Source organism: Sphingomonas sp. Root241 (genome assembly GCF_001428865.1).
Taxonomy (GTDB): Bacteria; Pseudomonadota; Alphaproteobacteria; order Sphingomonadales; family Sphingomonadaceae; genus Sphingomonas.
In genome coordinates this window covers 785,826-809,077 of record NZ_LMIV01000001.1, presented here as the reverse complement: position 1 = coordinate 809,077, position 23,252 = coordinate 785,826, and the positions used below count along the sequence as shown (strand labels likewise).

Below are 23,252 nucleotides of genomic sequence, written 5' to 3'. Positions count from 1 at the left end.
TGTTGATGCTCTCGCGCACCGCGGCGGCGCTCTACTGGCTGGGCCGCTATGTCGAGCGCGCCGACTTCATCGCGCGGCTGGTCGAGGCGACCGTGCGGCTCGACGCGCTCTCGGCGCGCCCTGCGGGCGAGGCGGCGTGGCAGAGCGCGCTGTCGGTCACCGACACCGACGAAGCATTCGCCGCGACGGGACAGAGCTATACCCAGAGCCACGTCGCGCGCTTCCTGACGCTCGATGCCAGCCATCCCGGCTCGATCATCCGCTGTCTCGAGATGGCGCGCAACAATGCCCGCGCCGTCCGCACCGCGCTGACGCGTGAGGCGTGGACCGCGATCAACCGTGCCTGGTGGCTGTTCCAGAACCGCGCATCGACCGGCGGCGCCACCGCGACGCTCAATCTCGTCGAGCAGGTCAAAGGGGAGACCCGGGGATTCGAAGGTTCGATCCACCGGATGATGCGCAACGAAGCAACCTTCCTGATCCAGCTGGGCGCCACGGTCGAGCGCGCCGACAACACCGCGCGGCTGGTCGACGTCAAATATCATCTGCTGCTGCCGGAAGGCGAAGATGTGGGCGGCGTGGTCGATCGCGACCAATGGACGACGATCCTCCAGACCGTCTCGGCAGTCACTGCCTATCGCTGGCTCTATAGCGACGGGCTCCAGCCGGCGAACGTGATCGACCTGCTGATCAGCCGCTTCGAATTGCCGCGCAGCCTCGCCGCGTGCGTCGAGGAGACGGTGCAATTGCTTAGCCAGCTCGCCAAGCGCACCGGGCTGCAGGGCGAGGCCGATCGCATGGCGCGCGCGCGGATGGCGCGGATGCAGAAGACGCGGACCTCCGAAGTGATCGTCAGCGGGCTCCACGAATATCTCGAGGCATTCATCCACGAGAACGCGATGCTCAACGCCGCCGTCGCGCGGCAGTTCAGGTTCATATGAGGATCGCGATCGACCACCGCACGCGCTATCGCTTCTCCCAGCCCCAGGCCCGGCTCGTGCAGATGCTGCGCCTCACGCCGTGCGATACGCGGGACCAGACCGTGGTGAGCTGGATGATCGGCGTCGATTGCGATGCCCGGATGCGTGACGCAATCGACGGCTTCGGCAATGCCGTGACGATGCTCTATGCCGAGGGGCCGATCGAGGCGATCGACATCACCGTCACCGGCGAAGTGCTGACCAGCGACACCAACGGCGTGATCCACGGATCGATCGAGCCGCTGCCGCCGATGCTCTATCTGCGCACCACGCAGCGGACGACGCTCGGCGACGGGCTGCCGGCCTTCGCGGCGGAAAGCGTTGCGGGCGCACGCGACACGCTCGACCGGATGCACCGGCTCAACGCGGCGCTCCATGCGCGCTTTCCCTGCGTCCCCGATGCGCCCGATACCGGCCTCACCGCCGCGGAGGCGTTCGTGCGCGGCAAGGCGACCTCACGCGACGTGGCCCAGATGTTCCTCGCGGCGGCACGCAGTCTCGAAGTCCCGGCCCGCTATGTCTCGGGCTATTTTCGCAACGGTGAGGCGCATTCGGCGCCGCACGCCTGGGTGGAGGCGCATGTCGAGGGTCTGGGCTGGGTCGGGTTCGATCCGGTGACCGGGCTTTCGCCGGACGATTCCTATGTTCGCGTCGCGGTGGGCCTCGACGCACTCGGTGCCGCATCGATCGCGGGCACGCGGATCGGGAGTGGGGACGAAGAACTCGACGTCGACCTGCGAGTCGTCTCCGAGGAATAGATCAGGCTAGTTCGGGCATCCGCGCGAGGACTGGCGTCGCCACCGCAATGTCCTCGTCGCTGAGCAGTGACCAGCCATTGGGGCCGAGCACTTCGATCGGCCGATAGCGCGTCTTGTATGCCATCCGCTCGGAGCCCTTCACCCAATAGCCGAGATAGACATAGGGCAGGCTCGCCGAGCGCGCGCGCAGGATATGATCCATGATGATGAAGTTGCCCAGGCCCTGGCGCGTCTCGCTGTCGGCTTCGAAAAAGCTGTAGATCATCGACAGGCCGTCGGCCTGCTGATCGGTGATGCACGCGCCAACCAGGCGACCCCGGACACCATCGACCGAGGGCTCGCGATATTCGATGACCCAGGAGCTGACCGGCGACTGCTCGACCATGTCGGCATAATCGTTCTCGTCCATTGCCGCCATGCCGCCACCGGGGTGGCGCGTTTTCAGATAGCGGTGCAGCAGTTCGAACTGCTCCTCGGTCGCCCATGGCTTGCAGGCGGTGACCTCGAGATCGGAATGACGCTTGAGCAGCTTGCGCTGGCTCGCGTTCGGCTTGAACTCGTCGGCGACCACGCGGACCGAGACGCAGGCGGTGCAGCCCGCGCAACTCGGCCGGTACGCGACCGACTGGCTGCGGCGAAAACCGATTCGGCCCAGCGCGTCGTTGAGTTCGCCGGCATGCTGGCCGGTCAGCTCGGTGAAGATCTTCCGCTCCTGCCGGCCCGGCAGATAGGGGCACGGGCTCGGGCTGGTCACGAAGAAGCGCGGAAAACGGGAAAGTGCAGTCACCGCTGAGTCGCCCTTAGTCAGGCCCACCTGGCCCTCTCAACGCGACTATGGAGCGCCGGACGCATGATGAAAAGCCGCTTTACCAAGAAAGAGAGTTAACGATTAGCCATAAGGGCAAGCGCGCGAAACCAAGGGCTTGCATCGTTCCGCGCCGGGACGCGTACGGGGGCCGTTAACCATGGCGGGAAGCCTCGGCGGCACGCATGCGCGCCCGGGTTCCGTTCCGAGGACTGGTATATTCCCGCGAGAATCGCGTGTGAATCCCGCCGCGACTCGGTTCGCCGCGCCAGCGATTCGGTTGGTCAGGTTTCGGGAGCAATCAGCGGCGCCCCCGCCGACCCTCGTCACCCCGGCCTTGTGCCGGGGTCCACCACGCAGCGTCGGAAGAATTCGAGCTTCTTGCCCCATCGCTCGATGCCCGGCGGACCCCGGAACAGGTCCGGGGTGACGAACACGAGAACGGTCGCGACCGAGCTAGGCCAATTCGACCTGGCTCACTTCATATTGCGCCTGGCGCAACGCCGTCATCAGCCGATCGAGATGGTTGCGATCGCGCGTCTCGCATTCGATGTCGGTGATCAGGCCCTTGGCGGGCAGCGTCGTGAACACGCGCTGGTGGTAGACCTCGATGATGTTGACGCCTTGCTCGTGGAAGATGCGGGCGACGTTGAACAGCGCGCCCGGGCGATCCTGCAGCCGAATACGCAACCGTGCGAGGCGGCCCGAGCGGGCAAGATCGCGCAACAGCACGTTGGCGAGCAGCCGCGTGTCGATATTGCCGCCGCACAGGATCGTGCCCACGGTCTTGCCGCGGAACCGGTCGGGCTCGGCGAGCAGTGCCGCGAGGCCCGCGGCGCCCGCGCCCTCGACCACCGTCTTCTCGATCTGGAGGAGCAGGCTGACGGCCTCTTCCAGCCGCCGTTCGCTGACCAGGACGATGTCGTCGACGAGCGCCTCGACCATCTTCGAAGTGATCCCGCCGGGCTCCTTGACCGCGATGCCCTCGGCGAGCGTGTCCCCCTCGCACGGCATGTCGGTGCCGTGGATGCGATTGTACATCGACGGATAGAGCTCGGCCTCGACGCCGACGACTTCGATCGCGCGGCCTTCGGACTTGGCGACGACTGCCGAACCGGAGATCAGCCCGCCGCCGCCGATCGGGATCACCAGCGTGTCGATCTCCGGCACATCCTCGAGCATCTCGAGCGCGGCCGTGCCCTGGCCCGCAATCACGCGCGGATCGTCGAACGGGTGGATGAAGGTGAAGCCCTTTTCCGCCTCCAGCTCGCGCGAATGGGCGTAGGCCGCGTCGAAAGTCTCGCCGAACAGAATGACGTTCGCGCCGTGCCCCTCGGTCTGGGTGACTTTTACCGTCGGGGTGTTGAGCGGCATTACGATCGTGCTCGGAATGCCGAGCCGGGTCGCGTGATAAGAGAGCCCCTGGGCGTGGTTGCCCGCCGAAGCTGCGATCACGCCTTTGGAGCGCGCGGCCTCGTCGAGCTGGAGCAACGTGTTGAGCGCCCCGCGCTCCTTGTACGCCGCAGTGAACTGGAGGTTCTCGAATTTGAGATAGACGGTCGCCCCGGTGAGATCCGACAATGTCTTGCTCACCAAGGTCGGCGTCCGCACGATCGATCCCATAATCCGGGCGGCAGCTTCGCGGACGTCGGTGATCGATACGGGGAGCGGCGCGTTCGCCGGAGCTGCTTTGGTGGCCATAGTCTGGCGGGCCTAGACCATCTGGCGCGGCGGGGGAACAGGCCCTATGCGCAATCGCCTATGCGCAAGATGCCCCTGCTCGCCCGCCTGCTGACTCCGTTCATGGCCCTGGCGGCGATGGCGCTCGCTCTGCCCGCCTGCGCCGACGCGCTGGTCGACAACGTCAACGGAATGACGCTCGACGAGAAGGGCCAGGTGGTCCGCTTCACCGGACTGATGATCAACCGCGAAGGTAAGATCAGCCTCATCCTGAAGAGCGGCGAGCGGCGCCCCAAGAAGGCCGACTGGAAGCTCGACATGGGCGGCAAGACGCTGGTGCCGGGCATGATCGATGCGCACGGCCATGTCATGGGCCTCGGCGCGCAGCTCCTCCGGCTCGACCTCTCCGAGACCAATTCGCTCGAGGAGGCGCTCGCCAAGATCCGTACTTATGCCGCATCGAACCCGAACAAGTGGATTCTCGGCGGCGGATGGAACCAGGAGCGCTGGAAGCTCGGCCGCTTCCCCACCGCCGCCGAGCTCGACGCCGCGGTGAGCGACCGCCCGGTCTGGCTCGAGCGTGTCGACGGCCATGCCGGCTGGGCGAACAGCCGCGCGATCGCCGCAGGCAATGTGACCGCAGCGACCAGGGACCCCAATGGCGGCCGCATCGAGCGCGCGGAGGGCAAGCCCGCGGGCGTGTTCGTCGACGGGGCGATGGCGCTGATCACGCGGAACATTCCCGCCCCCACGCCGCGCGAGCAGAACGCCGCCTTCCTCGCCGCGCAGGAAAAGCTCTTCTCGCTGGGCGTCACCACCGCGGCGGACATGGGCACGAGCCTGGCCGACTGGATGACCTATCGCCGGATGGGCGATCTCGGCCTGCTCAAGATGCGCATCCTCAGCTATGCGAGCGGCATCGACACTGCGCTCGCGGTCGGGGGCCAAGGTCCTACGCCGTGGCTCTACGCCGACCGCCTCCGGATGGGCGGGATCAAGCTCTATGCCGATGGCGCGCTCGGCTCGCGCGGCGCGTGGCTCAAGGCCGATTATGCCGATGCGCCGGGCAATAAGGGGCTGCCGTTCCTCAACGACGACCAATTGCTCAACATGATGATCCGCGGATCGATGGATGGTTTCCAGATCGCCGTCCACGCGATCGGCGACCGTGCCAACCAGCAGGTGCTCGACGCGATCGAGGTCCTGTCGGAGACTTATAAGGACCGCCGCTGGCGCATCGAGCACGCCCAGATCGTCGACCCGAAGGACCTCCCGCGCTTCGGCAAGTTCGGCACGATCGCGTCGATGCAGCCCGTCCACCAGACCAGCGACATGCACATGGCCGAGGCGCGGCTGGGCGCAGCCCGGCTCGGCGGCGCCTATGCGTGGCGCTCGATGCTCCAGAACGGCGCGCGGCTGGCTTTCGGTTCGGATTTCCCGGTCGAGAGCCCCGATCCCTGGGCCGGCTGGGCGGCGAGCTTCACGCGGCAGGACGCGAGCGGGCAACCGTTCGGCGGCTGGCGCCCGGAAGAGGCCGTAACGCGCGAGCAGGGCTGGGCCGGCTTCACCATCGGCGCAGCCTATGCCGGCATGGCCGAGGACAGGATCGGGCGGATCGCATTGGGCATGCGCGCCGACTTCCTGATCCTCGACCGCGATCCCCTGCTCGCTTCGCCAAGCGATCTGCGCGCGACAAAGGTGATCGAGACCTGGGTCGGCGGCGACCGGGTGTGGCAGCGCAAATAGGATGAGCGCGAAGGATCGGCGCTTCGCCCTGCTGCTGGCGGGGGCGAACTGGCGCGAGCGCAGCATCGCCGGCGTGGGCGCAGTGATCGGGATCGGCCTGTGCGCTGCCATCTCGACATTGCTGGTGCCGAGCCACGGGCTGCTGCTGGCAGCGCCGCTCGGCGCCTCGGCGGTGTTGCTGTTCGCCGTGCCCTCCAGCCCGCTCGCCCAGCCCTGGCCGATCGTCGGCGGGAACATGGTCTCGGCGCTGGTCGGCGTGGCGGTGGCGCATCTGCTGGGCAACGGCGCGCTCGCGGTCGGCGTCGCGGTGGGCTCGGCGATCCTCGCGATGTCGGCGCTGCGCTGCCTGCACCCACCCGGCGGCGGCACCGTATTGCTGCCGGTGCTCGCCCCTGCGGTGCTCGCGCAGGGCTATGGGTTCGCGCTATTGCCGGTAGGCCTCAACGCAGTCGCACTGGCGGCGATCGGCATCGCCTTCCACCGCGTCTCTGGCCACAGCTATCCGCACCGCCCGATGAAGATCCCGGACCGTCCGCGACTGCTGATGGAGGATGTGGACGCCGCACTGGCGGAATCGGGGGAAACGTTCGACGTCAGCCGCGAGGACCTCGAAGCTTTGCTCGACCGCGCCGAGCGCCATGCCGCCGCGCGGCGGATCGCGACGGGCAGACGGGCGCGCACGTAGAGATCGCCTCGAAGTCGCAGTCAGCGATTACCGTCGGAAGGTGACATGGACGACGCCGCTTTCCGCTGTTTCCGCGCTTACCGTGTAGCCGGTTTCGAAGCCCCGCAAATCGTCCCAGAGGCGAATGCCGCGACCAAGCAGGATTGGAGTTATGGCGACATGGAGGCGGTCCACGAGCCCCGCCTTGAGGAAATCGCGCACAACACTGGCGCCGCCGCCAATGCGGACATCCTTTCCGCCAGCAACGGCAGTAGCTTGCCGAAGTGCCTCGACTGGAACGGTGTTGACGAAATGGAACGTGGTACCGCCGGCCATTTCGATGGAGGGTCGGGATTTGTGAGTCAAAACGAACACCGGGCAGCGGAACGGCGGCTCCTCGCCCCACCATCCACGCCAGTCCGGATCGTCGGGAAAGCTGTGCAGCCCGAACATGCCGGCTCCCATGATCTCCGCGCCGATATTCTCGAAATAGGCCTTGGCATATTTTTCGTCGATCCCGGTCGTACCCTTGCCGCTCGTGTCCTTAAACACGCGCTCCTGCATGGTCCTGGTCGCAACATAGGCCTCGACGAGGCGGGCCCAGTCGGTACCCATCGGCGCCTCCGGTGTCTGATCGGTCGTAGTTGCGAAACCGTCGAGCGAGATGATCAAATCGACACGAACTGCCACCGGCGTTCTCCTGAGCTGACTGACTGACATTAAGGTAACTACCTTCATATCGCACTTTGATAGTAAGGCAAGTACCTATCTTTCTTGACGCACCCAACCCGGGGCCTTATCGGATTGCATGCCTCATCACTCGACCCCCCTCGACCTGGCCTTCCATGCCCTCAGCGACCCGACCCGCCGCGCGGTGGTGTCGCGGCTCGCCGAGGGCGAGGTGCCCGTGAGCATGTTGGCCGCGCCTTTCGACATGGCGCTGCCGTCCTTTGCCCAGCATCTTAAGGTGCTGGAGGATTGCGGACTGATCGCCAGCGAGAAGCGAGGGCGCAGCCGCTGGTGCCGACTGGTGCGTCCGCGCTTCGATGAGGCGGCGGACTGGATGGAAACCGAGCGTCGGCGCTGGGCAGAACGGGTTGATCGGCTGCAAGCCTATCTGGACAAAGCGGAGGACGTTGATGGAAAACCCGTTTGATACTTGGTCGCTCGATCGCGAGATCGTGCTGGTGAGGCTTCTCAACCATCCGCGCGCCAAGGTCTTTGCCGCCTGGATGGATCCCGCGGCGCTGGCCGAGTGGTACGGTCCGGCCGGAGTCAGGATCGAAACCGACGAGGCCGATATACGCGAAGGCGGCTTCTGGCGCTTCGACATGGTAGGCATGTTCGACGGCCGGGAGCAGCGCTTCCCCAACCTCATGCGCTTTCTGGAGATCGTACCCAACGAGCGGATTGTGATGGACTATGGCACGCCCGTTCCCAACGACCCTGACCGTTTCCGCATGACCGTGACGTTCGATGAGCAGACCGACGGCAAGACGGTGCTGACCATGCGCCAGCTTCATCCGAGCCGCGAACGACGCCAGGTGGTCATCGGCTTCGGCGCAGTGGAATATGGACAGCAGACGCTGGACGGACTCGCCGCTTGGCTGGACGGCTGAACGTTCTTCGCGCTCGAAGTCGTCGCCCTCCGCTCCCAAACACGAAAAAGCCGCGGCCCTTTCGGACCGCGGCTTCCTTGCCCCCAATGAGCCGGTTCAGGCGACTGCCGAAACCGTCTCTTCGATCTCGCCGCCCTCGGGCTCGCGCAGCACATAGCCGCGGCCCCAGACGGTCTCGATGTAGTTCTCGCCCTCGCACGCCATGCTGAGCTTCTTGCGCAGCTTGCAGATGAAGACGTCGATGATCTTGAGTTCAGGCTCGTCCATCCCGCCATACAGGTGGTTGAGGAACATTTCCTTGGTGAGCGTGGTGCCCTTGCGGAGCGAAAGCAGCTCCAGCATCGCATATTCCTTACCGGTCAGGTGCACGCGGGCGCCATCGACCTCGACCGTCTTGGCATCGAGGTTCACGGCGAGCTTGCCGGTGCGGATGACCGACTGGCTGTGGCCCTTCGAGCGGCGGACGACGGCGTGGATGCGCGCGACCAGCTCTTCGCGGTGGAACGGCTTGGTGACGTAATCGTCGGCGCCGAAGCCGAAGCTGCGCACCTTCGAATCCATTTCGTTGATGCCCGACAGGATCAGCACCGGCGTCTGCACGCGGGCGACGCGGACCTTCTTGAGCACGTCGTAGCCGTGCATGTCGGGAAGGTTCAGATCCAGCAGGATGATGTCGTAATCATACAGCTTGGCGAGATCGAGGCCCTCTTCGCCCAGATCGGTGGTGTAGACGTTGAACCCTTCGGTCGAGAGCATCAGCTCGATCGCCTTGGCAGTCGAAGGCTCGTCCTCGATCAGCAACACGCGCATCGTCGGTTCCCCTGTCCCAAGCACGCGTAGCAAGCCCCTTCGGCCGACGCGTTGGACCAATTCATTAACCTAAGCACCTCTGAAGGCAAAAGGTTAATTTCTGGCTAACCGGCCTTGTTCCACGAGTCGTAGGGAATCTACCTAACCGCGGACTCAAAGTCGTTTCGGAGTCGAGTCATAAATGCACTTCGCCGCAGAGTCGCTTGAGCCGATCGCTGAGGAAATCGATCAGCGCTTCGACCCGTGCCGGGCGCAGGGTTCCGGGAGGTGTGATCAGGTGCAGACCCGAGGCGCCGCCGGCCCAATCGTCGAGCACCGATTCCAGCCGGCCCGCGGCCAGTTCCTCATCGACCAGGAAATCGGGAAGACGCGCGACGCCCAACCCCGCGCGCAATGCCGGCAACATCGCGTCGCCATTGTCGGTGCGGATCGGTCCGTCGATCCGCACTGCCGCTTCCTCGCCGCCGGCGCGGCGGAAACGCCATACCTCCGGGTTGGCAGTGTTGGTGTAGACGAAGCAGGCATGGGTCGCGAGATCGGCCGGGTGGCGCGGGCGCCCCATGCGGTCGAAATAGGCGGGCGAGGCGACGATATGGCCGGTGACGGGCCCCAGCCGCCGCGCGCGCAGCGAAGAATCGGGCAGCTCGGCGATGCGAATCGCGACGTCGATCCCTTCGCCGACGATGTCGACGAACGCGTCCGACAGCCGCAGGTCGATCTTGATCCCCGGATGCAGCGTCATGAATTCGGCGAGCACCGGCGCGAGATGCCGGATGCCGAAGGTCAGCGGCGCCGCGACGCGCACCAGCCCCACCGGCGCACTGGCGGATTCGAATGCCGCTTCCTCGGCGGTCTGGCCTTCGGAGAGGATGCGCTGGGCGTGATCGGCGAGCGCGCGGCCGCTGTCGGTCAGCGTCAGCCGTCGCGAGGTGCGGTGGAACAACGAGGTTCCCAGCCGCGCCTCCAGCCGGGTGATCGCCTTGGACACCGTCGCCTTGGAAACCGCGAGCGCATCCGCCGCGCCGCTGAACGAGCGATGCTCGACCACGCTGGCGAAGATCGCCCATGCCTCGAAATCCGGTAGCTTCATAATCCTCCTTAAGCCCCTCCCCTTCAGGGGAGGGGTTGGGGGTGGGGCCTGTCCGTCTCACCGAGACTTGGGCTTGAGGCACCGCCCCACCCCAACCCCTCCCCTGAAGGGGAGGGGCTATAACTCAGAAACGATCGGTTTCCAACGTTTCCATTTACCGCATGATCCCGCACCCTATCTTGGCTTTCAAGAAACAAGGGAGATCAGCGATGATCGAGAAACGCTCCTTCGAAAGCCTCGGCCATGCCGACCATGGATGGCTCAATGCCCGGCACCATTTCAGCTTCGCCGATTATTATGATCCGGCGCGCACCAGCTGGGGTTCGCTCCGTGTCTGGAACGACGACGAGATCGCCGCGAACAGCGGCTTCCCGGCGCATCCGCACCAGAACATGGAGATCATCACCTATGTCCGCACCGGCGCGATCACCCATCAGGATTCGATGGGCAACAAGGGCCGCACCGGGGCCGGCGACGTCCAGGTGATGAGCGCGGGCACTGGCGTCCGCCACGCCGAATATAATCTCGAGCCCGAGACCACGACGCTCTTCCAGATCTGGATCCTGCCGCGCGAAGCCGGCGGCCAGCCGAGCTGGGGCGCCAAGCCCTTCCCCAAGGGCGATCGTTCGGGCCGGTTCGTGACGCTCGCCTCGGGCTTCGACGGCGATGACGAGGCGCTGCCGATCCGGGCCAATGCCCGGGTACTCGGCGCCACGCTCAAGGCTGGCGAAAGCGTCGAGCACACAGTCGGCGACGGGCGGCACGCCTATCTCGTCCCCGCCGTCGGCGCGGTCGAGATCGACGGCCAGCGCTTCGAGGCCCGCGACGGTGCGGCGCTCTCGGGCGGCCAGACCGTGACGATCAAGGCGCTCGAAGACGCCGAAATCGTGCTGGTCGACGCGGAATAACACTACTCCCCCTCCCGCATGCGGGAGGGGGCAGGGGGTGGGCCCACGCTCTCCCCCAATGTTGCGGCTCGCGGATAGCGGGCGCCCACCCCCGGCCCCTCCCGCATGCGGGAGGGGAGAAAGAGTAGACAATGTCCAAGATTCTGGTCCTCTATTACTCGTCCTACGGCCACCTCGCGACGATGGCCGATGCCGTCGCCGAGGGCGCGCGCAGCGCCGGCGCTGAAGTCGATGTGCGCCGCGTTCCCGAGACCGCGCCCTTCGAAGTCGCGCAGGCCGCGGGCTTCATCGCCGATCACAGCCACCCGGTGCTCGAGGACGTCAACGAGCTGGCCAATTACGACGGCATCATCGTCGGCGCGCCGACGCGCTTCGGCCGGATGGCGAGCCAGATGGCGAGCTTCTGGGATCGTGCGGGCGGCATCTGGTATCAGGGCGCGCTCAACGGCAAGGTCGGCGGCGCCTTTACGTCGACCGCGACCCAGCATGGCGGCCAGGAAGCGACGCTCTTCTCGATCATCACCAACTTGCTCCATTTCGGCCTGACCATCGTCGGGCTCGATTACGGCTTCCAGGGGCAGAACGGCGTCGAGGAGGTCAAGGGCGGTTCGCCTTATGGCGCGACGACGATCTCGGACGGCGATGGCAGCCGCCTGCCGAGCCCGATCGAGCTTGACGGCGCGCGCTATCAGGGCCGCCGCATCGCCGAGCTGGCCAACAAGATCGCGGCGTCTGCCCGCGAGATCGAGATCGCGTAATCCCCCCTCCCGCGCGGTCTTGCGTCGGCGGCGGCTGGAACCACGGTTCCGGCCGCCGCCTTCGTTTGCGGGCGCGCGACCGCGGGGAGCGCCGGGAAGCTCGCCTGCGCCACCGCGAAACGCGCGCGTGCCGCCTGTGCCTGCGGCCCGGTGTCGCTGCTGCGGCCGACCCAGCGCCAGTGCCACGGCTCCCAGGCCACGCCCTGCTTGTTGCCCGCCGGGAAGGAGAGCTCGAAGCCGAATTCCGGCCCGCGCTTCATCAGCCATTTGCCGCCGGGCGTGAGCATGAAGCATTGCTCGACCGCGCGGCAGGTGGTGTCGCGCTGGACGAAGTCGATCGCGTAGCCGGTGGCGTGTTCGCTATGTCCCGGCGGGCCGATGAACCGCGCCCGAAGCGCGGCGCCGGCGACCGAGTCGCAATTGTCCGGCCCGGCGCAGAAGACGCGGCGCTGGTGCTCGATCGAACGGAAGCACGATATCGCGCCCAGCTCGATCCCTTCGCCGCGGGCCGCCGCCAGCAGCCGCTCGAGATCGTAGGTCGCGTCGCGCGCCAGCGTGCAGCCCGGCAGGCTGGGCAGCGGCGCCAGCGCCGCGGGGTTCGCCTCGCCATAGGGCAGATGGTTGAAGAGGCGTATGACGTTCGTGGGGACGGGGGGAGGCGTCGGGTCCTCGGCATGCGCCGCGCAGGGCGTGAGCAGGAGCAGAGCCAGGGCCGAAAGACGCATGCGCACCCTCACGACGCTGCCGGGACGGCATCGTCCATCCAACGCCGCGCGCGCGGAAAGGATCATATTGCCGCGCTGGCGCCGGCGGCCGCGCGGTGGCATGGGCGGGGCATGTTCCAGGACCGCATACTCTTCATCGACGGCGAAGCGATCGTGATCGACAAGCCCGCGGGCCTGCCGGTCGATCGTCCGCGCGATCGCTCGCAAAGCCTCGAGGACATGCTCGACCAGCTCACCTTCGGCTTCCAGCGCCTGCCGCTTCCCGTCCACCGGCTCGACCGCGACACCAGCGGCTGCCTGTTGCTCGCGCGCAATCCCAAGGCGCACAAGCGCTTCGGCCAGGCGTTCGAGGCCGGCACGGTGGTCAAGCGCTACCTCGCGATCCTCGACGGCGAACCTACCGAAGAAAGCGGCGAGGTCGACTTGCCGCTGATCAAGGTCTCGACCGAAGAGGCCGGCTGGCGGATGACCGGCGACCCGGGCGGCAAGCCCGCGCGTACGCGCTGGGAAGTCGTCGAGCGCGCGCGCGGCAAGGCGATGCTCGCTTTCTTCCCCGAAACCGGCCGCACCCACCAGATCCGCGTCCACGCCGCCGAGGGGCTCGGCCTGCCGATCCTCGGCGACCCGGTCTATGGCAAAGGCGGCCCCGCGGTGATGCTCCACGCCGCCGAGCTCACCGTCCCGCGCGAAGGCAAGCCCGACATCCACGGCGAAGCACCGCTGCCGGTGCGCTTCCACAATATGGGCTTCGGCCGTGGCTGAGCTGCCCGAAGAGGCGATCGTCGAGGAGAAGTTCCTCGCCGCCTCGGGGCCGGGCGGGCAGAACGTCAACAAGGTCGCCACCGCGGTGCAGCTGCGCGTCAATGTCTTCGCGCTCGGCCTGCCGCCTTACGCCTATCAACAGCTCAAGACGCTGGCCGGCAGCAAGATGACCGCCGCGGGCGAGCTGGTGATCACCGCCCGGAAATTCCGGACACAGGACGCCAACCGCAGCGATGCGCGCGAACGCGTGGTCGAGCTGATCGACAAGGCGCTCGAACGCCAGGCGCGACGCGTGAAGACCAAGCCGAGCAAAGCGGCGAAGGCACGACGCGTCGACACCAAGAAGGGGCGCAGCGAAGTGAAGGCCGGGCGCGGCCGGGTGCGGCTGGACTAAAAAGCTCCTTCTCCCCTTGTGGGAGAAGGAAGGGGCCCACTCGCGAAGCGAGTGGGAAGGATGAGGGGGATGTGAGTCTCACTCCCCCTCACCCTTCTGCCGACTGCGTCGGCTCCCTCCCTCTCCCACAAGGGGAGAGGGAACGTCCCCTCGTCCGAGGCTTCTCGATCGACTACATACCTGCCATGTTCACCTTCGACATCGCCGCCGGCAGCAAATCCGAACTCTATCGCGACCTCGCCGCCGCGCTCGACTCGCTCACGGTCGACGAGCCCGACGCGATCGCCAACATGGCCAATGTCTCCGCGCTGATCGGGCAATATCTGCCCGACCTCAACTGGTCCGGCTTCTACCGGAATGTCGGCGGCGAACTCGTGCTCGGCCCGTTCCAGGGAAAGGCCGCCTGCATCCGCATCCCATTCGGCAAGGGCGTGTGCGGCGCCGCCGCGGCGACGCGCGAGATCCAGCTCGTCGAGGACGTCCACGCCTTTCCCGGGCACATCGCCTGCGACGCTGCCAGCCGTTCGGAACTGGTGGTGCCGATCGTCCATCAGGGCGAACTGCTCGGGGTGCTCGATCTCGACAGCCCGCTCCCCGCCCGCTTCGACTCGGGCGATGCCGCAGGCTGCGAAGCCCTGATGCGGATTCTCGCCCCCAGAATCTCAGGATGAAACGCTGCCCCGCATTGGGACAGGTTTGAGCCGCCCCCGCGATTTCGTGCGCGCGCCGTAACGGTTACTCCTTTCGCAGAGCGCGGGCACAGGGCGCTCGCGCGAAGGAGTAAGCATGGTGCGCAGCACTTGGTTGGCAGCAACGGTGATCGTCGGAGTCGCAGGGGCGACGCCCGCCGCAGCGCAGCGCGTCTGGCAGAATGATCGCTGGGTCGTGATGCCGCGGACGTCGGCGCCCATGGTGATGCGCACCAATCCGCATCGCTGGACGATGCGCGACGGGCGCTGGGACGCGGGCTATCGCGCGCCGGGCGGCTGGAATTCTTATCGCCGGCTCCATCGCGGCAACAGGCTCCCCGGCTATTGGATGGGCGGCGATTTTCGCGTCCACGACTATCTTAGCTTCGGCCTCGCCGCGCCGCCCCCGGGCTATTCGTGGGTGCGCTATTATGACGACGCCGTGCTTGTCGATCGCGACGGCGGCGTCTGGGATTCGCGCGACGGCATTTCGTGGGGCGGCGCGGTCGCCATGGCGAGCGCGGACGACGGCTATGCGCGCGCCGACAGCCGGGCGGGAGCGGGCTATCCGCCGCCGCGGATCGAGCCGGTCGATCCCGACGATTATTATGACGACGGCGCCTATGACGACGGCCCTCCGCCGCCGCCGCACGACATGCCGCCGCCGCCTCGCCGTCATGACGAACCCGGCCGTTACCATGGCCCATACCCAGGGGGGTATGCACCGCCGGTGGCTCCGCCGCCGGTGGTGCAGATGGCCCCGCCCTGCGCGCAGACCTGCAGCGGCTGGCAGGGCGGCTATAACGGCATGGCGTGGCAGAATGGCGCATGGGTCGGCAATTATGGCGCAGGAACGACCGTCGTGGTCATTCCCGGCGCGGTGACCACAACCACCACCGTCACCGAATATGTGACCAAGTCGTACCGCCGCGCGCCGACCAAGCGCCTGTGGCGCAAGACCCGGCCGCGCTGCGGCTGCTGATATCACATTGGACTCTTCCCCCTCCCTGCAAGGGAGGGGTCAGGGGTGGGTTAGAAAAGGTCGGGCTCGATGCCCGGCCTTTTCTTTTTGTCGACACAGGTCGATGGGCTCCCTTCGGTCGCACCCACCCCCAGCCCCTCCCTTGCAGGGAGGGGAGCCAGCTTGGACCCAGCCCTAACGCCGGGCGCGGCCGCCGAAGGTCACCAGGCTTTCGGAGCCGTCGGCGGCCAGCGCCGAGACGCCGACGAAGTGATCGTCGACGATCACGCCCTTGAGGACCGTCTCGGCGCCGGCGACGTCGACATGGTGCTGCCACTCCTGCGCATCTGCACGGCGCCAATGGACACGATAGCGTGACGCGCCCGGCACCGGCTCCCATTTGACCGAGGTGTCGCTCGCCAGCGCACCGCCGATCGTCACGCTGGCCGGCGCCGCGGGCGCGCTGGCGAGCCGGCGGATCGTCGCGACGTTGATCGCCGTCACCTTGGCGAGATAGGCGAAGTCCATCCGGTCGATGGTGTCGCCATAGATTCGGCCGTTCTCGGTGCGCAGGTCCTGATGCTGCGCGTCGTAATTCTCGACGCCCACGGTGAAGCGCACCGCCGGATAGCCGAGCTTGAGGAACGGGGTGTGATCCCCGCCGCGGCCGAACCGGTCCGGCCGGCGCACCAGCACGACGTCCAGCCCGCCCGGCAGCTTGCCCGCCACGCCATCCGCCGCCTTGGCCAGCGCGCGGGAGGGGCCGTCGTCCTCGCCGCCATCGGCGCGCCGGGCGATTTGCTCGTCGAGCGACTCGACCTGACGGATGCCTTCGGAAAAGAGCCGCACCCGGTCCGCAACCCGCGAGCCATCCTGCCCGATCGTATTGCCGACGATGTCGTTGTTGAGCACCGCGCTGACCGTCCAGCCGCGCTCCTTCGCGGTCTCGGCGAGCAATTGCCCGCCGAACAGCCCCTGCTCCTCGCCCGAAAGCGCTGCATAGACGATCGTCGCGTCGAACTTCTCCTTCGACAGGATCCGTGCCGCTTCGAGCACCAAAGCCACGCCCGAGGCATCGTCATTGGCGCCGGGCGCGTCCGAAGTGGCGTTCATCGGATCGCTGACGCGGCTGTCGATATGCCCCATCACGATGACGACGCGCTTGGCATTCCTCCCGGGCTGGAAGCCGAGCACATCGACCACCTCGACACCGTTCGGTGCGCGATCGTTGGTGAAGGTCCGCGCGAGATTCGCCGTCTCGATGCAGCCGCCGCACCCTTCGCCGATCCGCGAAAGCTCGGTCGCGAACCAGCGCCGCGCCGCGCCGACGCCGCGCGTGGGGTGATCGGGCGAGGATAGCGTGTGCCGCGTGCCGAAGCTGACGAGCTTCTCGACGCTGGCCTTGAGCCGCGTAGGGCTGGGTTGGGTCTGCGCCGCAGCCGGCGTGGCAAGGAGAAGGACTGGCAAGATTGCAAGGATGCGCATCGGGAGCTCTCTTCTATAGCCCTCTCCCGCTTTCGCGGGAGAGGGTTGGGTGAGGGTCTTCTTCTTCAATCCGCATCCGCGGCAAGCGCTGATATGATGACCGCGACCACGCCTCCGAGATTCTCGAGGACATCATTGTTCCAGAACCGAAGGACGCGATAGCCGCGATCCTGGAGGAAACGGGTACGCTCCCGATCGATCTCTCCGTTGTGCTGTCCGCCATCCAGCTCGACGATCAACATCTTCTCGACGCACAGGAAGTCCGCGACGAAGGGGCCGATCGTCGCCTGAAAACGAAACTTGCAGCCCTCGATCTGCCGATTACGAAGTACGGCCAAGAGCCGTCGCTCTGCATCCGTCGCATCACGCCGGAGCTTGGCAGCATGCGGATTGATCTGGCGGCGGACCGGATACATGTCGTCACGATAGAAGAAGAAAGACCCTCACCCAACCCTCTCCCGCGAAAGCGGGAGAGGGCTAAGATTGACGCGCGTCAGCTCAACCGATCGATCGCCGCCACGTCGAGCGAGCCGGGGATGATCATCACCGGCACGCTCAGCGTCCCCGCATCCGCCCCGGTGAAATGGCTGACGAGCGTCCCCGGCGGCCCGCTCGCCGCCGCGCCGAGCACGAGCGCCGCGATGTCGCCGTTCGCCGCGATCATCTCGCGCACCACCTTGGCGCCGTCGCCCTCGCGCACGGTGATCGAAGGCTTGATGCCCGATTCGGTGAACAAGGCTCCGGCCGCGCGCGTCACCAGTGCCTCGGCGCGCTCGCGGCCTTCTTCCTCGATCGTCGCCATCACACCGCCCCACTGGACGAATTCCTGCGGCGGAGTCAGCGCGAGGATCTCGACATTGCCGCCGGTCTTCACGGCGCGCCGCGCGGCGAAGCGCAATGCGATCTCGGATTCGGGACTTTCGTCGATCACCACCAGATAGGTGCGCATGATGCCTTCCCCTGCCGCGCTTCGCGGTCACCCTTTCAAGCGCCTCGCGCGTTGAGGCTTTCCTTCAGGTGCCGTGCGATTGCGTCCTGCGCAAGCCCAAGGTCTTGACCGATGCGGTGGCGGCGGCAAAGGGAGGGCGAGCCTTACCCCAGGGACCAACGACGGGAACCTCCATGTCGATCGAAATCAAGATGCCTGCGCTTTCCCCCACGATGGAGGAGGGTACCCTCGCCAAATGGCTGGTGAAGGAAGGCGACACGGTGAAGTCCGGCGACCTCCTTGCCGAGATCGAGACCGACAAGGCGACGATGGAGTTCGAAGCCGTCGACGAAGGCGTGATCGGCAAGATCACCGTTCCCGAAGGCACCGATAATGTGAAGGTCGGCACCGTGATCGCAGTGATGGCCGGCGAAGGTGGAGAGGTTTCCGCTCCGGCTCCCGCGCCTGCCGCCAAGGCAGAAGCCGCGCCTGCACCTACTCCTGCTCCGGCACCCGCCGCGACTCCGGCGCCTGCACCCGCCAAGGCCAATGGCGCCGCGCAGGACGGCAGCCGCGTCAAGGCGAGCCCCCTCGCCAAGCGCATCGCCGCCGAGAAGGGCGTCGACCTGGCCTCGCTCACCGGTTCGGGCCCCAATGGCCGCATCGTCAAGGCGGACCTGGAGGGCGCCAAGCCCGGCGCCGCGCCGGCTGCCCAGCCCGCTGCTGCCGCAGCGACCTCGCCTGCGCCCGCCGCTACCGCTCCCGCCGAGCACAAGCCCGTCTGGTTCGACGACAGCATTCCGCATGAGGAAGAGAAGCTCTCCAACATCCGCAAGACGATCGCGCGCCGCCTCACCGAGTCGAAGCAGACCGTCCCGCACATCTATCTCACGGTCGATATCCGCCTCGACGCGCTGCTCAAGCTGCGCGCCGATCTCAACAAGTCGCTCGAGGCGCGCGGCGTGAAGCTTTCGGTCAACGATCTGCTGATCAAGGCGCTCGGCGTCGCGCTGATCCAGACGCCCAAGTGCAACGTCACCTACACCGGCGACAAATTGATCAAGTACAGCCGCGCCGACGTGTCGGTCGCGGTCTCGACCCCGACCGGGCTGATCACGCCGATCATCCGCGACGCGGCGGGGATCAGCGTCTCGGCGATCTCGACCCAGATGAAGGACCTCGCGAGCCGCGCCAAGGAAGGCAAGTTGAAGCCCGAGGAATATCAGGGCGGCACCGCCTCGATCTCCAACATGGGCATGTTCGGGATCACGCAGTTCGATGCGGTGATCAATCCGCCGCAGGGCATGATCATGGCGATCGGCGCGGGCGAGAAGCGCCCGTACATCATCGACGACGCGCTCGGCATCGCCACGGTGATGAGCGCGACCGGCAGCTTCGATCACCGCGCGATCGACGGGGCCGACGGCGCCGAACTGATGAAGACGTTCAAGGCACTCGTCGAATCGCCGCTGGGCATGATTGCCTGAGGCCGTCGCGGTGCGCACGCTCATCAAGGTGTTCCGTGTCGCCTTCGGCTTTGACGTTGCCGAGGACAGGCGCGTGCGCGTCGCTATCGAGGTCGTGCACATCTTCATCGGGCTGGTCGCCGCAGCGTTGATCGGATGGGCGTCCGCCTGGTCGTATCCGCGCGCGACCGATGACATCTGGCTCGTCGCCTTTGCCTGCATGGCTGCGGTGGTGCTGATGGGCATCGGACCGGTGCGGCGCGCTTATTGCGACGACCCCGCCGATCTGACCCGCAAATCGAAGGACGTCGCCAATGGCTGAAGGCCCACCCGACCGCCAGCCGGCGATCCGCGTCACCACTATGCCCGCCGATGCCAATCCCTATGGCGACATCTTCGGCGGCTGGCTGATGAGCCAGATGGACATGGCCGCCGGCCTCGTCGCCTCGCGCCACTCGCACGGCCGCGCAGTGACGATCGCCGTCGAGGGAATGAAATTCCACGCGCCGGTCGCGGTGGGCGACGAAGTCTCGGTTTTCGCCGAACTGGTCAGGGTCGGCCGCACCTCGATGACGATCGACGTCGCCGCCTGGCGCCGCGCGCGCCATGCCGAGGAAAGCTGCCTCGTCACGCAGGCCCAGTTCGTCTTCGTCGCGATCGACGAGCACCGCAAGCCGCGCCCGGTCGAGGCGCCCGCTGTAACCGGCTCCTGAACACCCTATCTCGCCAACGATCCAAGCAAGGCGCACGCACATGGCTGAATCCTACGACCTCATCGTTCTCGGCTCGGGACCCGGCGGCTATGTCGCCGCGATCCGCGGCGCGCAGCTCGGCCTCAAGGTCGCGATCGTCGAGCGCGAACTGCTGGGCGGCATCTGCCTCAACTGGGGCTGCATCCCCACCAAGGCTCTGCTCCGCTCGGCCGAGATCTATCATTACATGCAGCACGCCAAGGATTATGGGCTCGCCGCGGAGAAGATCAGCGCGGACATCGAGGCGGTGGTCAAGCGCTCGCGCGGCGTGGCCAAGCAGCTCAATCAGGGCGTCACGCACCTGATGAAGAAGAACAAGATCGCCGTGCATTTCGGCGAGGGCAAGCTCACCGGCAAGGGCAAGCTGAGCGTCACCAAGGACGGCAAGACCGAAGAGCTGACCGCGAAGAACATCATTCTCGCCACCGGTGCGCGCGCCCGCGACCTCCCCAATCTTCCCGCCGACGGCAAGCGCGTGTGGACCTATCGCCACGCGATGACTCCGCCCGAGATGCCAGGCAAGCTTCTCGTCATCGGATCGGGCGCGATCGGCATCGAGTTCGCCAGCTTCTACAACGACATGGGCGCCGAAGTGACGGTGGTCGAGATGCTCGACCGCATCGTCCCCGTCGAGGATGCCGACGTCTCCACCTTCCTCGAAAAGGCGCTCAAGAAGCAGGGCATGACGATCCTGACCGGCGCAAAGATCGAGAAGATCGAAGCCGGCGCTACGGCCGTGAAGGCGACGATCACCGACAAGGATGGCAAGGCGGTCAACGGCGAATACAGCCATGTCATCGTCGCGATCGGCATCGTGCCGAACACTGAGAATATCGGCCTCAAGGAATTGGGCGTCGCAATGGACGATCGCGGCTTCCTCAAGACCGATCCGGCCTGCAAGACTAATATCGACGGCCTCTACGCGATCGGCGACATCACCGCGCCGCCCTGGCTCGCGCACAAGGCCAGCCACGAGGGCGTGATCGCCGTCGAGGCGATCGCCGGCAAGCATCCGCACGCGATGGACCCGCGCAATATCCCGGGCTGCACCTATTGCCACCCGCAGATCGCCAGCGTCGGCCTGACCGAGGCCAAGGCCAAGGAAGCGGGCTATGAGGTCAAGGTCGGCAACTTCCCCTTCATCGGCAACGGCAAGGCGATCGCACTCGGCGAGGCCGAGGGCTTCGTGAAGACCGTGTTCGACGCCAAAACCGGCGAGCTGCTCGGCGCCCACATGATCGGCGCCGAAGTGACCGAGCTGATCCAGGGCTATACGATCGGCAAGACGCTCGAGACCACCGAGGCCGAGCTGATGGAAACCGTCTTCCCGCACCCGACGCTCAGCGAGATGATGCACGAAAGCGTCCTTGGGGCTTACGGACGCGCGCTGCATATCTGAGAGCGAGGCACGAGCGTGGCCTGAATGGAGGCTGCGCTCGCCTTTACCTTAACGTCACCCCGGACTTGTTCCGGGATCCACCGCGCGTCCGATCGAATAGCAAGAGCTTCGCAGGTTCCCGCTCGCGGCACCGTGGACCCCGGAACAAGTCCGGGGTGACGGAGTAGTTTGGGCAAGCTTCGGATCATCGCAAACGCACAGCAATCCGGCGCAGTCGCTATTGCCCACTAATTTGATAGGATATATATCGGCAGTCCGGCCTCCCTCCACATGGAGTGGATTTATGTCCATCTTTTCGCCTCTCGACGAGACTTCGCCGATCATTCTCACTGTCCCCGGGCTCGGCGGCTCGGGCCCTTCGCACTGGCAGACCCTGTGGGAGCAATCGCGCCCCGACACGCACCGGGTCGAGCTGGGCATGTGGAATTCGCCGCACCGCAACACCTGGGTGACCAAGCTCGACCAGGCGATCCGCCAGGCCCAGGCGCCCGTCGTGCTCGCCGCGCACAGCCTCGGCTGCCTTGCGGTCGCATGGTGGGCCGAACTGGCCGGCCAGCCGTTCGGCTGGCCTGTCGCCGGCGCGTTGCTGGTGGCTCCGGCCGATGTCGACCGGGACGATGTGCGCCCTGAGCTCGCGGCCTTCCAGCCGACACCTGTAAAGCCCCTTCCCTTCCCCTCGATCGTGGTAGCGAGCAGCGATGATCCGTGGATCGCGGCGGACAAGGCTCGCGCGCTCGCCGGCGGCTGGGGCAGCTTCTTCGTCGACGCGGGCCCGCAGGGACACCTCAACGCCGCCAGCGGCATCGGCTGGTGGGAAGAAGGGCAGAGCCTGCTCGATCGCGTGCTCGACGCCGCATCGGATCGTACCGGCAAGGTGCGTTCGGCCAACGATGCCCGTTCGCTGCTGGCAGTGAGCGCGACCGAAGCCGCACAGGCGCATTATTACGGGCAGCACGCATGATCCGTTTCCGGCCGGCCCGACTATCGTTCACACCGGCGCAGGCCGGGGTGGAAAACGCCGCGCATTACCTTACATAGGTAAATAGCGGGCGTGGCCGGGTGACGTGCCCTAGAGCGTCACCCGGCCTACCCGCACCGCCGCGAGGCCCCTTCCCGTCCATTCGCCGACCGCCCATCGCGGCATGCAACGGCCCGCCGCATGATATGTTGTACCTTTACCTGTTCGGGCCTATATGACGGTCCATGCCGGTGAGTCTCCCGCTATCCCGCTATTGGGGCGGTATCGACGCAAGCTTCGATCGCATCGCGATCGGGCTCAGCGGCCTATGCCTCGTGCACTGCGTCGCGACGACCGTGCTGTTGACGGTTCTTTCGTCGGCCGGCGCGCTGGTTCATCCCGCGATCCACGAGATCGGCCTCACTCTTGCAATCGGTTTCGGCATCATCGCTCTCGGCAAGGGCATCCTCTCGCACGGCTATATGGCCCCCGCTCTGGTCGGCGCGTTCGGGATCGGCATCATGGCGGGTGCACTGTCGCTCCCGCATGGCGGGTTCGAAATCTTCTGGACGCTGATCGGCGTGAGCCTCGTCGCGCTCGGTCACGACCTCAACCGCCGCGCAACCTACTGAGCTAAGGGTCCGTACCCAATAGCCGCAATGGTCGTGACGGAGCGGATTTTGGCGCACAGGGAGGAATGAGGAGGGAACGATGCGGTGTTCATCGTGACCGACGAATGACGTGTCTGTGCGCCAAAATCCGCCCGCCGCTTCGCGGTCGCCCGGAGACGAACGCTGGACTGCGTCAGCCCGCTTGCACGGGCCACCAGCCCGCGCTGCGCGAGCTTCCTTGCCAGCGCCCGTCTCCGGGCGATCACGGCCGTTGCGGCTATTGGGTACGGACCCTAACTTGCCG

At 66.5% G+C, this 23,252-nt stretch carries 27 protein-coding genes; 18 read left to right on the top strand and 9 right to left on the bottom strand.

The genetic code is table 11. The annotated features are described in order from the left end of the window. Window positions 1-5 precede the first annotated feature (5 nt). Both ASE13_RS03795 and ASE13_RS03790 read left to right on the top strand, forming a co-directional pair. Entirely contained in the window at window positions 6-941 is a 936-nt protein-coding gene (locus ASE13_RS03795; RefSeq protein ID WP_029936488.1) for an alpha-E domain-containing protein, read from the top strand. Further along, complete coding sequence (locus tag ASE13_RS03790; protein WP_056611642.1) at window positions 938-1,738, top strand: transglutaminase family protein; 801 nt, start codon at window positions 938-940, stop codon at window positions 1,736-1,738. The genes ASE13_RS03795 and ASE13_RS03790 overlap by 4 nt, the downstream gene beginning before the upstream one ends. A 1-nt stretch (window position 1,739) precedes the next feature. On the opposite strand, the gene ASE13_RS03785 is transcribed toward ASE13_RS03790, so the two are convergent. Together ASE13_RS03785 and ASE13_RS03780 are read right to left on the bottom strand one after the other, a co-directional pair. Then, window positions 1,740-2,525, bottom strand: coding sequence for an arginyltransferase (locus tag ASE13_RS03785; RefSeq protein ID WP_056614658.1), 786 nt, complete (start codon window positions 2,523-2,525; stop codon window positions 1,740-1,742). Window positions 2,526-2,999: 474 nt separating this feature from the next. Next, on the bottom strand, window positions 3,000-4,244 hold the full coding sequence (locus tag ASE13_RS03780; protein ID WP_056611639.1) for a threonine ammonia-lyase: 1,245 nt from the start codon (window positions 4,242-4,244) through the stop codon (window positions 3,000-3,002). Between the two features lie 60 nt (window positions 4,245-4,304). Here ASE13_RS03780 and ASE13_RS03775 point away from each other — a divergent pair, with 60 nt between their 5' ends. Continuing rightward, window positions 4,305-5,969 (top strand): amidohydrolase, encoded by a 1,665-nt coding sequence (locus ASE13_RS03775; protein WP_414885300.1) that lies wholly within the window; start codon window positions 4,305-4,307, stop codon window positions 5,967-5,969. Between the two features lies 1 nt (window position 5,970). Then, a complete protein-coding gene (locus ASE13_RS03770; protein WP_056611636.1) occupies window positions 5,971-6,654 on the top strand; it encodes an HPP family protein in 684 nt (227 codons plus the stop codon). 27 nt (window positions 6,655-6,681) lie between these two features. Here the strand turns inward: ASE13_RS03770 and ASE13_RS03765 are convergent, their stop codons facing one another. Continuing rightward, window positions 6,682-7,323 (bottom strand): dihydrofolate reductase family protein, encoded by a 642-nt coding sequence (locus tag ASE13_RS03765; RefSeq protein ID WP_056611633.1) that lies wholly within the window; start codon window positions 7,321-7,323, stop codon window positions 6,682-6,684. Window positions 7,324-7,441: 118 nt separating this feature from the next. Between ASE13_RS03765 and ASE13_RS03760 the strand changes: the two genes are divergently transcribed. Together ASE13_RS03760 and ASE13_RS03755 are read left to right on the top strand one after the other, a co-directional pair. Further along, complete coding sequence (locus ASE13_RS03760) at window positions 7,442-7,789, top strand: ArsR/SmtB family transcription factor (RefSeq protein ID WP_056611630.1); 348 nt, start codon at window positions 7,442-7,444, stop codon at window positions 7,787-7,789. Continuing rightward, on the top strand, window positions 7,773-8,252 hold the full coding sequence (locus ASE13_RS03755; RefSeq protein ID WP_056611627.1) for an SRPBCC family protein: 480 nt from the start codon (window positions 7,773-7,775) through the stop codon (window positions 8,250-8,252). The genes ASE13_RS03760 and ASE13_RS03755 overlap by 17 nt, the downstream gene beginning before the upstream one ends. Before the next feature lie 96 nt (window positions 8,253-8,348). Here the strand turns inward: ASE13_RS03755 and ctrA are convergent, their stop codons facing one another. Further along, window positions 8,349-9,062 (bottom strand): response regulator transcription factor CtrA, encoded by a 714-nt coding sequence (ctrA, locus tag ASE13_RS03750; protein ID WP_056611624.1) that lies wholly within the window; start codon window positions 9,060-9,062, stop codon window positions 8,349-8,351. Window positions 9,063-9,237: 175 nt separating this feature from the next. Beyond that, window positions 9,238-10,152, bottom strand: coding sequence for a LysR family transcriptional regulator (locus ASE13_RS03745; protein WP_056611621.1), 915 nt, complete (start codon window positions 10,150-10,152; stop codon window positions 9,238-9,240). Between the two features lie 209 nt (window positions 10,153-10,361). Between ASE13_RS03745 and ASE13_RS03740 the strand changes: the two genes are divergently transcribed. Beyond that, complete coding sequence (locus ASE13_RS03740; protein ID WP_056611618.1) at window positions 10,362-11,060, top strand: pirin family protein; 699 nt, start codon at window positions 10,362-10,364, stop codon at window positions 11,058-11,060. 131 nt (window positions 11,061-11,191) lie between these two features. Next, window positions 11,192-11,818: an NAD(P)H:quinone oxidoreductase gene (gene wrbA / locus ASE13_RS03735; RefSeq protein ID WP_056611614.1), complete on the top strand. Its 627-nt coding sequence runs from the start codon at window positions 11,192-11,194 to the stop codon at window positions 11,816-11,818. Here the strand turns inward: wrbA and ASE13_RS03730 are convergent. Next, complete coding sequence (locus tag ASE13_RS03730; RefSeq protein WP_162254664.1) at window positions 11,749-12,543, bottom strand: M15 family metallopeptidase; 795 nt, start codon at window positions 12,541-12,543, stop codon at window positions 11,749-11,751. The two genes, wrbA and ASE13_RS03730, sit on opposite strands and share 70 nt — an antisense overlap. A gap of 111 nt (window positions 12,544-12,654) precedes the next feature. Here ASE13_RS03730 and ASE13_RS03725 point away from each other — a divergent pair, with 111 nt between their 5' ends. From ASE13_RS03725 to ASE13_RS20230, 4 genes are all read left to right on the top strand, one after another. Continuing rightward, window positions 12,655-13,305, top strand: coding sequence for an RluA family pseudouridine synthase (locus ASE13_RS03725; RefSeq protein WP_056611608.1), 651 nt, complete (start codon window positions 12,655-12,657; stop codon window positions 13,303-13,305). Continuing rightward, window positions 13,298-13,699: an alternative ribosome rescue aminoacyl-tRNA hydrolase ArfB gene (gene arfB, locus ASE13_RS03720; protein ID WP_056611604.1), complete on the top strand. Its 402-nt coding sequence runs from the start codon at window positions 13,298-13,300 to the stop codon at window positions 13,697-13,699. The genes ASE13_RS03725 and arfB overlap by 8 nt, the downstream gene beginning before the upstream one ends. 185 nt (window positions 13,700-13,884) lie before the next feature. Further along, the gene (locus ASE13_RS03715) at window positions 13,885-14,370 is read left to right on the top strand and encodes a GAF domain-containing protein (protein WP_056611601.1); all 486 of its coding nucleotides are present in this window, start codon (window positions 13,885-13,887) and stop codon (window positions 14,368-14,370) included. 115 nt (window positions 14,371-14,485) lie between these two features. Next, window positions 14,486-15,370 (top strand): RcnB family protein, encoded by an 885-nt coding sequence (locus ASE13_RS20230; RefSeq protein WP_056611598.1) that lies wholly within the window; start codon window positions 14,486-14,488, stop codon window positions 15,368-15,370. A gap of 174 nt (window positions 15,371-15,544) precedes the next feature. Here ASE13_RS20230 and ASE13_RS03705 read toward each other — a convergent pair whose 3' ends face one another. The 3 genes from ASE13_RS03705 to ASE13_RS03695 form a co-directional block, all read right to left on the bottom strand. After that, window positions 15,545-16,834, bottom strand: coding sequence for a M20/M25/M40 family metallo-hydrolase (locus ASE13_RS03705; RefSeq protein ID WP_056611595.1), 1,290 nt, complete (start codon window positions 16,832-16,834; stop codon window positions 15,545-15,547). A gap of 65 nt (window positions 16,835-16,899) precedes the next feature. Beyond that, the gene (locus ASE13_RS03700; protein ID WP_056611592.1) at window positions 16,900-17,250 is read right to left on the bottom strand and encodes an endonuclease domain-containing protein; all 351 of its coding nucleotides are present in this window, start codon (window positions 17,248-17,250) and stop codon (window positions 16,900-16,902) included. A gap of 77 nt (window positions 17,251-17,327) precedes the next feature. Next, the gene (locus ASE13_RS03695; RefSeq protein WP_056611588.1) at window positions 17,328-17,783 is read right to left on the bottom strand and encodes a universal stress protein; all 456 of its coding nucleotides are present in this window, start codon (window positions 17,781-17,783) and stop codon (window positions 17,328-17,330) included. Between the two features lie 173 nt (window positions 17,784-17,956). Between ASE13_RS03695 and ASE13_RS03690 the strand changes: the two genes are divergently transcribed. The 6 genes from ASE13_RS03690 to ASE13_RS03665 all read left to right on the top strand — a co-directional run bounded on the left by ASE13_RS03690 (window position 17,957) and on the right by ASE13_RS03665 (window position 22,969). After that, complete coding sequence (locus tag ASE13_RS03690) at window positions 17,957-19,249, top strand: pyruvate dehydrogenase complex dihydrolipoamide acetyltransferase (protein ID WP_056611584.1); 1,293 nt, start codon at window positions 17,957-17,959, stop codon at window positions 19,247-19,249. Then, window positions 19,242-19,550 (top strand): hypothetical protein, encoded by a 309-nt coding sequence (locus ASE13_RS03685; RefSeq protein WP_235536829.1) that lies wholly within the window; start codon window positions 19,242-19,244, stop codon window positions 19,548-19,550. The genes ASE13_RS03690 and ASE13_RS03685 overlap by 8 nt, the downstream gene beginning before the upstream one ends. Next, the gene (locus tag ASE13_RS03680; RefSeq protein ID WP_056611582.1) at window positions 19,543-19,941 is read left to right on the top strand and encodes an acyl-CoA thioesterase; all 399 of its coding nucleotides are present in this window, start codon (window positions 19,543-19,545) and stop codon (window positions 19,939-19,941) included. Before ASE13_RS03685 ends, ASE13_RS03680 begins: the two co-directional genes overlap by 8 nt. Window positions 19,942-19,981: 40 nt before the next feature. Continuing rightward, a complete protein-coding gene (lpdA, locus tag ASE13_RS03675) occupies window positions 19,982-21,379 on the top strand; it encodes a dihydrolipoyl dehydrogenase (RefSeq protein ID WP_056611579.1) in 1,398 nt (465 codons plus the stop codon). A gap of 283 nt (window positions 21,380-21,662) precedes the next feature. Continuing rightward, window positions 21,663-22,340: an RBBP9/YdeN family alpha/beta hydrolase gene (locus ASE13_RS03670; RefSeq protein ID WP_056611575.1), complete on the top strand. Its 678-nt coding sequence runs from the start codon at window positions 21,663-21,665 to the stop codon at window positions 22,338-22,340. A 242-nt stretch (window positions 22,341-22,582) separates the two neighbouring features. Further along, window positions 22,583-22,969: a MerC domain-containing protein gene (locus ASE13_RS03665; protein WP_056611572.1), complete on the top strand. Its 387-nt coding sequence runs from the start codon at window positions 22,583-22,585 to the stop codon at window positions 22,967-22,969. Window positions 22,970-23,252: the final 283 nt, after the last annotated feature.

Excerpts from the sequence above, each read along its gene's own strand:
- ctrA (WP_056611624.1), bottom strand. The coding sequence starts at position 9,062 with ATGCGCGTGTTGCTGATCGAGGACGAGCCTTCGACTGCCAAGGCGATC.
- wrbA (WP_056611614.1), top strand. The coding sequence starts at position 11,192 with ATGTCCAAGATTCTGGTCCTCTATTACTCGTCCTACGGCCACCTCGCG.
- ASE13_RS03775 (WP_414885300.1), top strand. The coding sequence starts at position 4,305 with ATGCGCAAGATGCCCCTGCTCGCCCGCCTGCTGACTCCGTTCATGGCC.
- ASE13_RS20230 (WP_056611598.1), top strand. The coding sequence starts at position 14,486 with ATGGTGCGCAGCACTTGGTTGGCAGCAACGGTGATCGTCGGAGTCGCA.
- ASE13_RS03745 (WP_056611621.1), bottom strand. The coding sequence starts at position 10,152 with ATGAAGCTACCGGATTTCGAGGCATGGGCGATCTTCGCCAGCGTGGTC.
- ASE13_RS03690 (WP_056611584.1), top strand. The coding sequence starts at position 17,957 with ATGTCGATCGAAATCAAGATGCCTGCGCTTTCCCCCACGATGGAGGAG.
- ASE13_RS03665 (WP_056611572.1), top strand. The coding sequence starts at position 22,583 with ATGCCGGTGAGTCTCCCGCTATCCCGCTATTGGGGCGGTATCGACGCA.
- ASE13_RS03705 (WP_056611595.1), bottom strand. The coding sequence starts at position 16,834 with ATGCGCATCCTTGCAATCTTGCCAGTCCTTCTCCTTGCCACGCCGGCT.
- ASE13_RS03760 (WP_056611630.1), top strand. The coding sequence starts at position 7,442 with ATGCCTCATCACTCGACCCCCCTCGACCTGGCCTTCCATGCCCTCAGC.
- ASE13_RS03725 (WP_056611608.1), top strand. The coding sequence starts at position 12,655 with ATGTTCCAGGACCGCATACTCTTCATCGACGGCGAAGCGATCGTGATC.
- ASE13_RS03730 (WP_162254664.1), bottom strand. The coding sequence starts at position 12,543 with ATGCGTCTTTCGGCCCTGGCTCTGCTCCTGCTCACGCCCTGCGCGGCG.
- ASE13_RS03680 (WP_056611582.1), top strand. The coding sequence starts at position 19,543 with ATGGCTGAAGGCCCACCCGACCGCCAGCCGGCGATCCGCGTCACCACT.
- ASE13_RS03790 (WP_056611642.1), top strand. The coding sequence starts at position 938 with ATGAGGATCGCGATCGACCACCGCACGCGCTATCGCTTCTCCCAGCCC.
- ASE13_RS03700 (WP_056611592.1), bottom strand. The coding sequence starts at position 17,250 with ATGTATCCGGTCCGCCGCCAGATCAATCCGCATGCTGCCAAGCTCCGG.
- lpdA (WP_056611579.1), top strand. The coding sequence starts at position 19,982 with ATGGCTGAATCCTACGACCTCATCGTTCTCGGCTCGGGACCCGGCGGC.
- ASE13_RS03740 (WP_056611618.1), top strand. The coding sequence starts at position 10,362 with ATGATCGAGAAACGCTCCTTCGAAAGCCTCGGCCATGCCGACCATGGA.
- ASE13_RS03695 (WP_056611588.1), bottom strand. The coding sequence starts at position 17,783 with ATGCGCACCTATCTGGTGGTGATCGACGAAAGTCCCGAATCCGAGATC.
- ASE13_RS03780 (WP_056611639.1), bottom strand. The coding sequence starts at position 4,244 with ATGGCCACCAAAGCAGCTCCGGCGAACGCGCCGCTCCCCGTATCGATC.
- ASE13_RS03755 (WP_056611627.1), top strand. The coding sequence starts at position 7,773 with ATGGAAAACCCGTTTGATACTTGGTCGCTCGATCGCGAGATCGTGCTG.
- ASE13_RS03715 (WP_056611601.1), top strand. The coding sequence starts at position 13,885 with ATGTTCACCTTCGACATCGCCGCCGGCAGCAAATCCGAACTCTATCGC.
- ASE13_RS03670 (WP_056611575.1), top strand. The coding sequence starts at position 21,663 with ATGTCCATCTTTTCGCCTCTCGACGAGACTTCGCCGATCATTCTCACT.
- ASE13_RS03795 (WP_029936488.1), top strand. The coding sequence starts at position 6 with ATGCTCTCGCGCACCGCGGCGGCGCTCTACTGGCTGGGCCGCTATGTC.
- ASE13_RS03770 (WP_056611636.1), top strand. The coding sequence starts at position 5,971 with ATGAGCGCGAAGGATCGGCGCTTCGCCCTGCTGCTGGCGGGGGCGAAC.